12 protein-coding genes are annotated in these 12634 nt (G+C 57.7%); 5 read left to right on the forward strand and 7 right to left on the reverse strand.

Annotation, left to right across the window (positions count from 1 at the left end; all coding sequences use genetic code 11):
• Positions 1-23: 23 nt before the first annotated feature.
• Positions 24-587, reverse strand: coding sequence for a hypothetical protein (locus ACP0GE_RS20475; RefSeq protein WP_424833726.1), 564 nt, complete (start codon positions 585-587; stop codon positions 24-26).
• 204 nt (positions 588-791) lie between these two features.
• Between ACP0GE_RS20475 and fumC the strand changes: the two genes are divergently transcribed.
• From fumC to ACP0GE_RS20495, 4 genes are read left to right on the forward strand one after another with little or no spacing between them, the layout of a single operon-like run.
• On the forward strand, positions 792-2189 hold the full coding sequence (gene fumC, locus ACP0GE_RS20480) for a class II fumarate hydratase (protein ID WP_424833727.1): 1398 nt from the start codon (positions 792-794) through the stop codon (positions 2187-2189).
• Positions 2186-2362, forward strand: a complete 177-nt coding sequence (locus tag ACP0GE_RS20485) for a DUF4169 family protein (protein WP_424833728.1) — start codon at positions 2186-2188, stop codon at positions 2360-2362. Before fumC ends, ACP0GE_RS20485 begins: the two co-directional genes overlap by 4 nt.
• The gene (locus tag ACP0GE_RS20490) at positions 2359-2580 is read left to right on the forward strand and encodes a ribbon-helix-helix domain-containing protein (RefSeq protein ID WP_424833729.1); all 222 of its coding nucleotides are present in this window, start codon (positions 2359-2361) and stop codon (positions 2578-2580) included. Before ACP0GE_RS20485 ends, ACP0GE_RS20490 begins: the two co-directional genes overlap by 4 nt.
• Before the next feature lie 57 nt (positions 2581-2637).
• Positions 2638-3240, forward strand: coding sequence for a DNA-3-methyladenine glycosylase I (locus ACP0GE_RS20495; RefSeq protein ID WP_424833730.1), 603 nt, complete (start codon positions 2638-2640; stop codon positions 3238-3240).
• A gap of 3 nt (positions 3241-3243) precedes the next feature.
• Here the strand turns inward: ACP0GE_RS20495 and ACP0GE_RS20500 are convergent, their stop codons facing one another.
• From ACP0GE_RS20500 to ACP0GE_RS20515, 4 genes are all read right to left on the reverse strand, one after another.
• Positions 3244-4125 (reverse strand): fructose bisphosphate aldolase, encoded by an 882-nt coding sequence (locus tag ACP0GE_RS20500; protein ID WP_424833731.1) that lies wholly within the window; start codon positions 4123-4125, stop codon positions 3244-3246.
• A gap of 73 nt (positions 4126-4198) precedes the next feature.
• Entirely contained in the window at positions 4199-5548 is a 1350-nt protein-coding gene (locus ACP0GE_RS20505; RefSeq protein WP_424833732.1) for a cytochrome P450, read from the reverse strand.
• Positions 5545-6753, reverse strand: a complete 1209-nt coding sequence (locus tag ACP0GE_RS20510; RefSeq protein WP_424833733.1) for a hypothetical protein — start codon at positions 6751-6753, stop codon at positions 5545-5547. The genes ACP0GE_RS20505 and ACP0GE_RS20510 overlap by 4 nt, the downstream gene beginning before the upstream one ends.
• 78 nt (positions 6754-6831) lie before the next feature.
• Positions 6832-7584 carry a cytochrome c biogenesis CcdA family protein gene (locus tag ACP0GE_RS20515; RefSeq protein WP_424833734.1) on the reverse strand — a complete coding sequence of 251 codons (753 nt, stop codon included), beginning with the start codon at positions 7582-7584 and terminating at the stop codon, positions 6832-6834.
• A 105-nt stretch (positions 7585-7689) separates the two neighbouring features.
• On the opposite strand from ACP0GE_RS20515, the gene ACP0GE_RS20520 reads away from it, so the two are divergent.
• Entirely contained in the window at positions 7690-7923 is a 234-nt protein-coding gene (locus ACP0GE_RS20520) for a sulfurtransferase TusA family protein (RefSeq protein ID WP_424833881.1), read from the forward strand.
• Between the two features lie 50 nt (positions 7924-7973).
• Here the strand turns inward: ACP0GE_RS20520 and ACP0GE_RS20525 are convergent, their stop codons facing one another.
• Positions 7974-10775, reverse strand: coding sequence for an Rne/Rng family ribonuclease (locus tag ACP0GE_RS20525; RefSeq protein ID WP_424833735.1), 2802 nt, complete (start codon positions 10773-10775; stop codon positions 7974-7976).
• Between the two features lie 516 nt (positions 10776-11291).
• On the reverse strand, positions 11292-12626 hold the full coding sequence (locus ACP0GE_RS20530) for a sigma-54-dependent transcriptional regulator (RefSeq protein ID WP_424833736.1): 1335 nt from the start codon (positions 12624-12626) through the stop codon (positions 11292-11294).
• Between the last annotated feature and the right edge of the window lie 8 nt (positions 12627-12634).

Genomic DNA, 12634 nt, shown 5'->3' on the forward strand with positions numbered 1-12634 from the left:
GAAACCCCGCCGTGCTGCGGGGTTTATTCTTTCCGCAGAAACGTCTCGACCGAACGAGATTTGGTTCCATTGCGGAATCTTGAGAAGGAAAGATCAAGCCCGCCCTCTGCCAGGGTGCGATCATATTGCTGCAACTCATATCCGCCGTTCGAGTCGATAAATAACGAGAACACCGTCATTGTATTGCCCTCGATTCGGCCCCAGACAAACGGCTCTCCCTTCATCGGGTCCAGCGGGACCTCGTGCCCAAACACGTTTCGCTTCATTGCGGCGGAAAAAACGTCCGGGCGGGCCGATGGCCTGAAATCCACCGAGAATTTCTGTTCTTTGACGCGCCCGTCATCCTTGTAGGTGGTCGTCGACCAACTGACGTTGAAACCATCCTTGGTTTCGTGGATCGACACGCTCATGTCACGCGGGGTTTCGGTTCCGTCCGCGTCGACAACATTAGCCGACCCAACATAGTCGCCCACGAAAGGTCCTATATTCGTCGCTTTGGCCTGCAGGGGCAAAACCAGAACCCAGATGGATGCGAGCAACACGCAAAAAACCGGGTGTATCGATTTCGGGATAGTTGGTGCGCGCATGTCGACCTCCGCTTCTGTTGCTCTCATATTAACTTTAGCCCGGTCCAGCACAATGGCACTGTTTTCGCTAACGTTTATTATTTGGCCTGCCCGGCTGTCTATACCTCTGAGAGACATAAGTTTATGGTGCGCGCAACTGGCCGATTGCCCCGTGTCCCTGCTGCGGATAAACGGCATACAACCGCATACTAGACGGAGTGACAGATGTCTCAGACTCGCACCGAATCCGACAGCTTTGGACCACTTGAGGTCCCCGCCGACAAATACTGGGGCGCGCAAACTCAACGATCGATCATGAACTTTCCCATCGGCTGGGAAAAACAGCCCGTTGCCATCGTGCGGGCGCTGGGTGTGATCAAAAAAGCCTGCGCCATGGAAAACAAGGCCATTGGCAAACTGGATGACAAGATCGCCGACGCGATCATTCAGGCTGCGGGTGAGGTGATCGAGGGTAAGTTCGACGACAACTTCCCTCTGGTCGTCTGGCAGACCGGTTCCGGCACCCAGTCGAACATGAACTCAAACGAAGTGATCGCAAACCGCGCCATTGAGATTCTGGGGGGTGTGATTGGTTCGAAAGACCCGGTGCACCCGAACGATCACTGCAATATGGGGCAATCGTCCAACGACACTTTCCCCACCGCCATGCATATCGCAACCGCCGTCAGCGTACGCGACGTACTGTTGCCGGGCTTGACCAAATTCGCCGAGGCGCTTGAGAAAAAAGCGGCTGAATTCGCCGGTATCATCAAGATCGGTCGCACCCATACGCAGGACGCAACTCCGCTGACGCTGGAACAGGAATTCGGGGCCTATGCGCATCAGATCCGTCAGGGCATCGCCCGGGTCGAGGCCGCGATGCCCGGTATCTACGAGCTGGCGCAAGGCGGAACCGCCGTTGGCACTGGCCTGAACACCCATCACGGCTGGGACGAAGCCGTCGCACAGAACATGGCCAAGATCACCGGCCTGCCCTTTGTCACCGCGCCAAACAAGTTCGAAGCGCTGGCCGCCCATGACGCCATGGTGTTTCTGTCCGGCGCTTTGGCGACCATTGCAGGTTCCTGCTATAAGATTGCCAACGACATCCGCCTGCTGGGCTCCGGCCCGCGCTCGGGCCTTGGTGAACTGATCCTGCCCGAGAACGAACCCGGTTCTTCGATCATGCCCGGCAAGGTAAACCCGACACAGGCCGAGGCACTGACACAGGTGGCCGCGCACGTGATGGGCAATGACGCGGCGATCAAATTCGCCGGCTCACAAGGCCATTTCCAGTTGAACGTCTATAACCCGATGATGTCCTACAACCTGCTGCAATCGCTTCAGTTGCTGGGTGACGCCACCGACAGCTTCACCGAGCGTATGCTGCTGGGCATCAAGGCCAATGAACCGCGCATCGACAAGCTGATGAAGGAATCGCTGATGCTGGTAACCGCTCTGGCGCCGACCATCGGCTATGACAACGCGACGAAGGTCGCCAAGACGGCGCATAAGAACGGCACCACCCTCAAGGAAGAGGCGATTGCGCTGGGTTTCGTGGATGAAGAAACCTTTGACGCCGTTGTTCGCCCTGAACACATGATTGGCCCCAAAAGCAGATGAGTACGCCGGTCAACCTGAACCGGTATCGAAAGGACAAGGCACGGGCCGAGAAAAAGGCTCGTGCCGACCAGAACGCTGTAAAATTCGGCCGCTCCAAACCCGAAAAAGAATCTAAGCGGTTACGTCTGGAAAAACAGCGCCGTGACCTCGACAATCACGAGATCAAGGAATGAGCGGACGGCCCGTTAAACGGTCCCTGACCCTGAAAGGGCATCGCACGTCAGTGTCTCTTGAGGATGAGTTCTGGCAGGCGTTTCGTGATATTGCCCGAGAAAAAGATATTCCCATCAACGTTCTGGCAGCGGACATTGACGTTGCACGCGACCCAGAAACTGGCCTAGCCTCGGCCATTCGGGTCTATATCCTGAACTGGTACCGCGACCAAACCTAGTACCTTGAATTGATATTTCCGGCGATCTAAGGTTACAAGGAACAAAAGGGGTACATCATGACTGACACGATCCTAGGTCCAGATGGGCAACCACGTTGTTCCTGGTGTCAGGCCGCACCCGAGTTCTTTGAGTATCACGACAACGAATGGGGCTATCCGGTCGCCGATGACCAGCGGTTGTTCGAAAAACTGTGCCTGGAAAGTTTTCAGTCAGGCCTCAGTTGGCGCACGATCCTGTCCAAGCGCGAGAATTTTCGCAAAGCGTTCAATCACTTTGATTTCAATGAGGTGGCGCAGTTTGGTGATGCAGAAGTCGCTGATCTTCTGCAAAATGAGGGCATCGTGCGCCATCGCGGAAAGATTGAGGCCGTGATCAACAATGCCCGACGCGCGCAGGAACTTGTCGCAACCGAAGGGTCTCTGGCCACCTACGTTTGGCGATACGAACCAGCCACGCCACCTGAACCACGCAGCGTTTCGACCTCAGCCGAGTCGATTGCGATGTCGAAGGATCTGAAAAAACGGGGATGGAAGTTTGTCGGCCCGACCACGGTTTTTGCCTTCATGCAGGCCATGGGGTTGGTCAACGATCATGCTATTGGCTGCGTCATGCGTGAAAAAGCGGCGCAGATGCGCCGCGAATTCACCAAACCGGTCTGATACTCAGACTGATGCGCGGAAAATCTTGTCGATGTTGCTGCCCACGGCCGCATTGAAATCGGCATCCGACTGCTGTTTCGACAACCCTTCGGTCAGGGCGCGGGAAAAGGATGCGATCATCTTGGCATTCTGATTCAGTAGCTCGCAAGCCTCTTCGGTCGAATACCCGCCGGACAACGCAACCACACGCAAGACACGCGGGTGATCGGCAAGTTCGTCGTAAAGATTCGCCTGAGACGGAATGGTCAGTTTGAGCATGACTTCCTGACCCTCGGCCAGTTGGTCGAGATTTTTCAGGATTTCCCCTTTCAGAATGTCCTCGGCTTGGGCCTTGGTTTCCGAGTGGATATTCACCTCGGGTTCAACAATCGGAACCATACCCGCATCCGTGACTTCGCGGGCTACGTCAAATTGCTGGGCGACAACCGCAGCGATGCCCTCGGCATTGGCCTCGTGAATGACTGAGCGTTCCTTGGTGCCAAACACGCCGTCTGCCTTTGCAAGCGTATCGGCCAGGCCGGGGATCGGCTTCATCATCTGAACACCGTTAACTGTTTCTTCCAGCCCTTTGTCGATCTTCAAAAACGGCACGATGCCTTTTACTGACCACAGATAGTCTGCAACTTTGCGGCCCTCAATCGCCTCGCCGAGAGTGCGTTCAAACAGGATCGCGCCGATAACTTTATCTTTGGTGAAATCATCGGCCAGAATGATCCGGGCGCGCATTTTCTGAATCTCACCGAACATCTCTTCGTCCGAGCTGTAGTCCGATGCTTCGACACCATAAAGCGCCAGTGCCTTGGGGGTCGAACCGCCGCTTTGATCCAGTGCTGCAATGAATCCCGCACCGTCGGACATCTGCGCGCGCTGTTCTGCCTTGGACATAATTCTTTCCCGTTCAATAGTGATTCCGCTTTGTCCTCCCGCATACAGCACGGCGTGGGACGATGGTAGTTTGTTAGCGCTCAACCAGCCGCAACCAAATGCCATCTCTGGATCGCACGGTCAGATGCGCAACCGGAACCGGCGTTTTATCGTCGATTGTTTCCACCCGATAGTGCCGCAGCAGCATGGACAGAATCAAAGGACCCTCAACCATGGCGAACCCGGCACCGGTACAAACACGCGATCCGGCTGAGAACGGGATAAAAGCGTCACGTTGGCAGGCTTTGCCGTTTTCTGTCCCCCAACGAGATGGGTCAAAATCATCGGGCCGATCCCATAGCCGCTCCTGCCGGTGCAAATGCCACGGGCTGATCACGATCTGAGAGCCCGGCGCGATCTCCCGATCCCGGAAATGCTCGGGACACGTCGCCTCGCGCACCATCATGGGCACTGGCGGGTAAAGGCGCAGCGTCTCGCGGAAAACATCGCGACTGTAGCGAAGTTTAGACATTGACGAGAAGTTGGGGTGGTCCAGCGCCAGCGCTTCTTGCGCAACGCGATCCTGCCATTCGGGGAATAATGCCAACAGATACAGCGCCCACGCCAACGCCGAGGCGCTGGTTTCGTGCCCCGCAAGAAAGAAAATGGCGACCTGATCCACCATCTCATCCGTACCAAGGCAATATCCGGTCTTCGGATCCACTGCCGTCATGATCTTGGTCGCCAGATCGTCGGGCGCCTGCCCGTTGGCAATCTGCGCTGCCCGCTCGGCTGTCAACCGCCCGATCAGGGCCCGGATCTGTCGCGCATTTCGGCGGGTACGACGCGAATGCAGCCGAGGCATCCAACGTGGCAGCGGAACAAAGGCGGCAAGGTTCAACAGCGGTTGTTCCCGCTGATAAGCGCGGAACTTCTCAAAAACCTCACCGGCCAATTCATGTTCGATCGGAACCGAGAAGAGGGTCCGAAAAATGACATCCGCGGCAACATGGCTGGTGATCTCTTCGATCTCTACGTTCTGCCCGGCCTTAGATCGCAACCGATCAACACAGGCACGGGCAGCCGCCAGCATGGCGGGAAAAGTATCCTTCAGCCGCCCGCCCTCAAAAGCCGGGTCGATGATCCGCCGCTGACGTTTCCACACTTCCCCATTGGTCAAAAAAACCGAGTTCCCAAGAAGCGGGCGCAACCCCTCGCCGATCCGGCTGGATTTCGGGAAATCCTCGGGACGTTTTTTTAGGACCGTGTCGATCAGACTCGGTTGATTAATCATATATGAGCGGAAAAATGGGGTGCGGAACTCGGCCATCCACGCCCGGTAAAGGCGCTGAGGCTGAGCTGACAGAAGATCCCTGCGAAACAGCCTCAGATACCGCCAGAGCGAGACTTTGTCCGGGCGGGGCTGTGGCTTGGGCGGCCTCATGCGTGCACCGAGGTGTATTTTGATACCGTTTGATCAATCCGCGACGCGGACGGTGCGCGGTTTGCAAATCTGTCCCGCAATGTCAGAGGGCCTGCCGTGACGCGAAAATAGTCGTATCCCCCGGGCCGGTCGAAGGCGCAGAGGTACTGAAAGTGCAACCGAAAGAACCGCCAGCGCAAGGCCCGCCACCTTTCCGCAGATAGTGTCTGAGTAAACGCTGCGGATAAGACCAATGGCCATCTTTTGTCTGGCCCCGCTACTCCACTGACCGCCACCGGGTCACACAGGGCAAAGGCACACCCGTCTCCGGGTGCGGATACATCGACCCAAAAAAGACCCTCCTGCGCAGACAGGTACTGCAAATCAGCGCGCAACTGATGCGCATCGGGCAGGAAGGACACCATTGGCACCACCTGCCCCAAAGTCAGAAACGACAGTGTCGGTCCAGACGGTGGTTGGCGGCGCAACAGTTCGGCCAGAACTGTCACACCCAGATGTGCACCCGAGCTATGGCCAACGACCAGAACCTCATCCACGTCGGTATCCAGTGCCCGCGCAATCAGATCGGTGAAGTTACGCAAGCGTTCCCGTAGCTCGGGCGTGGTTCGGCCACGTAGGCGTGCCGAATAGGCGTAGTCGTGCATCAGGTAGTAGACAAAAAGGCGGTTGTCGATCCGGCGAAACCACCACAACAAAGCATAACCGCCAGCGGCCGCAGCTAGCCAACCCCATGAACCAAGCCACGGGCCAAGGGCAGCAACAACACCCCAAATGACGAGCATTGCCACCAATAGCTGCAACAGCAACATCCCCACCGGATACAGCGCTGCAATCACCGGCCCCTTGCGCAGCCGCATCAACCGCCAGAGCGTGCCGGTTGAGATGTAAACCCATGCTGTCCGCAGTAGTTGCCAATAGGTTGCGGGGATGGATCGCGCCATGCTGTCGCGAACGATATCGGACCAGACAAGCACTTCAACATCCGTCTGAATCCGCTCATTATCCTGCGATGAATTTACACTCCACCCATAAGGACCGTCACCAGACTTGGCAGACACAAAAATGTCATAGCCCGAGATTTCAGCCTGAGCCTGTGCCTCACTCCGATACAACTCACGATACCGGCGCGGCGGATAGGGATCGTAGCCGGGAATGTAAAAAACCCGACGTCGACGCACCTGTTGTTGCGGATTCTGACTGCTCATACCCCTGACCTTTGCCGCGCAGATTAACGCGGCGTGGCGGCCAAGGTAAGACCAGGTCGTTGAATAAAGCCCTAAGGTTTAACCAAAATTGGCAAGCGCCGGGAAGGTTTCCAGCAACCACCAGCTGAACTCGGTGAATAACCCGGTGATCAGCATGATCCCAACAAACAGCAGTAGCCCGCCCATAACTTTTTCAATCGTGCCCATATAGGGCTTGATCCGGTTCATCACGGTCATTGAGCGGTTTAAAAACATCGCCGCCAGCAGAAATGGAATACCCAGGCCCGCCGCATATACCCCCAGTAGCAATGTCCCGCGCGCGACCGAGGCTTCAGACGCTGCCAGCGACAGGATCGCCCCCAACTGTGGCCCAATACAGGGCGTCCAACCAAAGGCGAAGGCCAACCCCAGTATGTACGCACCGAATACCGAGCCACCCGAGTCGCCGGTTTCAACCCGCGCCTCACGGTCCAGCAGAGGGATGCGAAAGACATTCAGAAAATGCAGGCCGAAAACGATGACCACCGCACCTGAAATCTTGGCGAAAAGCACCTGATTTTGCAAAACAAACGCGCCAAAGGCCGAGGCCGTGAAACCCAGCAACAGGAACACAGTCGATAACCCCAGCACAAAAAACAGCGCTGACAAGGTCGCCTTGCGTCGTGCCCGCGCCTCATCCTGCATTTCGTTTATCGTCACACCGCTCATATAGGCCAGATAGGGTGGCACGATCGGCAGCACGCAGGGCGACAGAAAGCTGATCAGCCCGCCAAGCATGGCGATGAACATGGCGGGCAGCAGGCCTGCGTCTATGATGTCAATTCCAAACATGAGTCAGCACATATGGTATCATACCGCTCGCGTCACGGGGCCAATCGGTCACATCCTCGTGGCTGCGCGCTGGACAGTGTTACAACTTCGCCCTATCCCAACCCTATGACCGATCAGATAGAAACTCTGGATGCGCTGGGCCTGTTATGCCCTCTGCCCGTCCTCAAGGCCCGAAAACGGCTGAAATCCATGCCTGCCGGGGCAACCTTACGTCTGCTGGCCGACGACCCGGCGGCGGTTGTCGACGTGCCCCATTTCTGTACCGAGGCAGGACATACGCTGATCGCCCAGGAATCTGAATCCAGTCATCAAGTGTACGTCATCCGCAAATCATCGTGATCTGACGCCGCTAAAGAAAAAGGCGGATCCGAAGATCCGCCTTTTTTGTCTTATTGGCCCAGCGACCACCAACCCCGCCGCTTTGGCTTGGCCGGGGCGGGTTCCTCGGCGACGGTTTCGAGAACCGGCTCGGCAGCTTCGGGCTCAACCTCGACGGGCTGAGCGTCCTCGGTGGCTTCCGGATCATCGGCCGCTTCAGCCACCTCGGGCGTTTCCTCGGCGACCTGTTCGGCCTCAGATGTCTCCTCAACAGCCTCCGGCGCATCTTCCGCCCCGGGCGTTTCCACAGCGTTGTCCGCATCTGCCGGAGTTTCAGCGACGGTTTCCTCGGCAAGTGTCTCAGCCTCAGCCGCTTGCTCGTCGGTTTTCTCAGCCTCGGCAGCTTCCTGAGCCTCCGCATCCGCCTTTTTACGCCGACGCGGAGCGCGCCGTTTCTTGGGCTTGGCGTCCTTCTTTTCGGCCTCGTCAGCGGTTTCAGTCGCGTCCGCAGCTTCGGCCTCAGTCGCGTCAGCCTCAGCACTTTCCGAGGTCTCTTCAGACCCTTCACCTTCGCCCTCGTTCACCTCGGGCGTATCGCCGTTGCCGGAATTCTTCTTACGGCGGCGGCGGCGGCGCTTGCGTTTGGGCTTCGCCTCTTCTTCTTCGGCCTGAACGGGTGTTTCCTCTTCATCCTCCTCCGAAGAATCCACCATATCCATCAACGAAGCGTCGACCGACACAACGGGCGCGGACGCTTCGGGCACGATCCGGCTGGCTGTCTTGAATTTCTCCATCGAGAAATCGGGGCTGACCAGATGCACATCGCCTTCGATCCGCACCGACAAGCCATACCGGCCTTCGATCTGTGCGATATGCTCGCGCTTCTGGTTCATCAGGAAGTTGGCGATCCCGACCGGGCACCGCACCAGAACCTCGCGTGAGCGGCGGCGCGTCCCTTCCTCTTCGATCTGACGCAAGATCGACAGCGCCATGTTGTCGTCTGAACGGATCAAGCCGGTACCATGGCAATGGGGGCACGGCTGCGTCGTCGCCTCGATCATGCCTGGGCGCAGACGCTGACGGCTCATCTCCAGCAGGCCAAAGCCGGAAATCCGGCCAACCTGAATACGCGCACGATCGGTTTTCAGTTTGTCCTTCAGGCGCTTCTCAACCGCCGAGTTGTTCTTGCGCTCGTCCATATCGATGAAATCGATGACGATCAGACCGGCCAGGTCACGCAGACGCAACTGGCGCGCCACTTCTTCAGCCGCCTCAAGATTGGTTTTAAGCGCGGTTTCCTCGATCGAGCCCTCTTTCGTGGCCCGACCCGAGTTCACGTCGATCGCGACCAGAGCCTCGGTCACGCCGATCACGATATAACCACCGGATTTCAGCTGCACGGTCGGGTTGAACATCCCCGCCAGATAGCTTTCCACCTGATAACGCGCGAACAGAGGCAGCGCGTCCTCATACCGTTTCACGTTCTTGGCGTGGGACGGCATGATCATCTTCATGAAATCCTTGGCGATGCGATACCCGCCCTCGCCTTCAACCAGAACCTCATCGATATCTCGGTTATACAGATCGCGTATCGACCGTTTGATCAGGTCGCCCTCTTCATAAATCTTGGCAGGCGCGATGGATTGCAGGGTCAACTCTCGGATCTGCTCCCACAGGCGCTGCAGATACTCATAGTCGCGCTTGATCTCGGACTTCGTGCGCTTGGCTCCTGCGGTGCGGACGATCAGGCCGGCACCGGTCGGCACATCAATCTCTGAAGCGATTTCCTTAAGCTTCTTGCGATCCGCGGCATTGGTGATCTTGCGGCTGATTCCGCCACCGCGCGCGGTGTTCGGCATCAACACACAGTAACGACCGGCCAGCGACAAATAGGTCGTCAGTGCCGCGCCCTTGTTACCACGCTCCTCTTTGACCACCTGCACCAGCAGAACCTGGCGCACCTTGATGACTTCCTGAATTTTGTACCGGCGCGGGCGTGGTTTGCGCGGGGGACGAATATCTTCGCTGTCATCCTCATCGGCTACGGATTCGATCGAGTCGTCCTTCGCAGCGGCATCCGAGGCTTTGGCTTCTACCTCAGCCTCTCCGTCCTCATCGCTGTCCGCATTCGTTTCAGCGCCGTCAGTCTCGGGCTCAGCTGACGCGTCAACGGTTTCGTCCTGATCGGTTGCGTCGCTTTCCACTTCCGCTTCACCGACAGCTTCTGTGTCGGCGGATTCGGGTTCCGGCGCATCTTCCGCACCGCCCTGAACTTCACCCTCCGCATCAGTTGCTTCCACAGCGGTCTGCTCGGGCGCTTCGTCCGCAACCCCATCAACCGGCTCTTCCACCGGCGTTTCGGCCACCGTCTCCATCGGCGACGTACCTTCAGGTACGGACAGGTCGGCTTCCTCAGCTTCCGCGTCACCCAAATCGATGGTTTCCATACCGGTTGGCTCGGACGAGACCTCCAGCGTTTCAACCGGATCGTCCGATTTGACGTCAGCGGCCTTCGACCGCGAACGCGAGCGGCGTTTCTTGGGCTTGGACTCTTCCGCCTCATCGCGCGCCTTCATCGCCTCGGCATAGGCACGCTCTTCCTCCATCAGCGCCTCACGGTCGGCGACGGGGATCTGATAATAGTCGGGATGAATCTCGGAAAACGCCAGGAATCCGTGCCGGTTCCCACCGTAATCCACAAAGGCCGCCTGAAGCGACGGCTCAACCCGTGTTACTTTTGCAAGATAGATGTTGCCAGCAAGCTGGCGTTTGTTTTCGGATTCAAAGTCAAACTCCTCGACCTTGTTTCCATCGACCACCACGACGCGGGTTTCCTCCGCGTGGGTGGCATCGATAAGCATTTTCTTAGCCATGTGTCCTTGGTGCACCGCGCCAAACGCGTTGTCCTAACCCATCCAGGCGGACAGGCGCTTTTGGGGTGGTGTCTTGTCAGGGCGATATCAGACGGCGCACAGCAGGGTCTGGCGCTTTGCCCCCCTGCCCGGTCACTCAATCGTTGTGCGCGCGTCATCGCGGTTCTTCTCCGACAGGCGCGATCATGGCCGCTGCCTGCCCATTTATTCCTTTCGCCCGGGTCGTGCCGGGCTCAGGCACTCCACTGCCCCACGAAAGGGGCACAATCGGTCTGCTTTGCGGTGAACACATCTACGATCACCTGCGGCAAAGCAGCGAAACTCAATGATCGGGACTTAAGAGCATAAAAACTGCCCGGCCCGTCAGGACACAATAAAAGCAGTCCTGTGGAAAAGACAATGGGCAAACTGCACGGTACCCCAACAACACCGTGCAGGATCCCTTCATCTGGCTACGAATATCCCGGGGGTGAATTGAGCCGCAGGCTCAAGAGGGGGCTGGCCCCCTCCCTGCCTTTACAAATAATCCGACCGCTGCAGCCCGTATTTAGCCATCTTCTCGTTAAGCGTCCGGCGCGGCAGGCACAATTCGTCCATCACAGAGGCAATCGAACCCTTGTGACGCCGCATCGTGTTATCGATCAGCATCCGCTCAAACGCTTCGACATATTCCTTGAGTGGCTTGCCTTCGGTCGTCATGACCGGCTGCATTTCCTCATGATCAGACATCAGCAAGGACGCAATTGTTCCCGACCCGCGCCGCGATTGCAGCACCGCGCGTTCCGCAATGTTGATCAACTGCCGTACGTTTCCCGGCCAGGGTGCTTGCAAAAGCTGCGCAGCCTCCTGCGCACTGACCTGAGGCGTTTCGCAGCCATATTCTTCAGCAAACTGCTCGCTCAGACGCGTGAACAGGGTCAGAATGTCCTCACCTCGCTGACGCAGCGGTGGCATGGTGATCCGCAACGCGGCCAGACGGTAGAACAAGTCGGGTCGCAGCACATCTTCGCTGGTCTTGCCAGCCTCCTGCAGGTTCGAAATTGCCACAATCCGGGTTTCCGCCGGCGTGCCCTGTTCATTCATCACGCTCAGCAGGCGTGCTTGCAATGTATCACTCAGCGCTTCGACATCCTCAAGAACCAGAGTTCCGCCACGCGCTTCCTCGATAGCGGGCAGTTGCGTGTCTTCAGGCATCATCGGGCCAAACAACCGCTTGGATAGCGCGTCCTCTTCCAACGCTGCGCAGGAGACCAGAACGAACTTCTTACCCGCGCGACTGCCAACCGCGTGCAGCGCATGCGCGACCAAAGTCTTGCCGGTTCCTGTCTCACCATCGATCAGCACATGGCCGTCAGCCTGCCCCAGATCCAGAATATCCTCGCGCAAACGCTCCATTACTGGGCTGGCACCGATCAGCTTGTTCATGATCTGAGTGCCCCCGGACAGCTCACGCCGCAGGGCGCGGTTATCCAGCGTCAGGCGGCGCGCATTGCTGGCGCGTTTGGCCAACTCGGACATGCGATCGGGGTTAAAGGGTTTCTCAAGGAAATCGAACGCCCCGACCCGCATGGCCTCAACCGCCATCGGCACATCGCCATGCCCGGTGATCATAATCACCGGCAGGGTGCTATCGGCCCCCATCAGCTTTTTCAACAACTGGATGCCATCCATCCCCGGCATCTTGATGTCTGAGATCACAATCCCCGGATATTCCGGCCCCAAAACCTTGAGCGCATCTTCAGCGCTGGCGAAAGTTTCAGTGTCATATCCCGACAGCGCCAGCCATTGACTGATGGACTGGCGCATGTCCTGTTCGTCATCCACAATGGCGATCTTCATGGCCTGTGCCATAGTCTTCC

Origin of the sequence: Ruegeria sp. (genome assembly GCF_965243365.1) — a bacterium.
GTDB lineage: Bacteria > Pseudomonadota > Alphaproteobacteria > Rhodobacterales > Rhodobacteraceae > Ruegeria.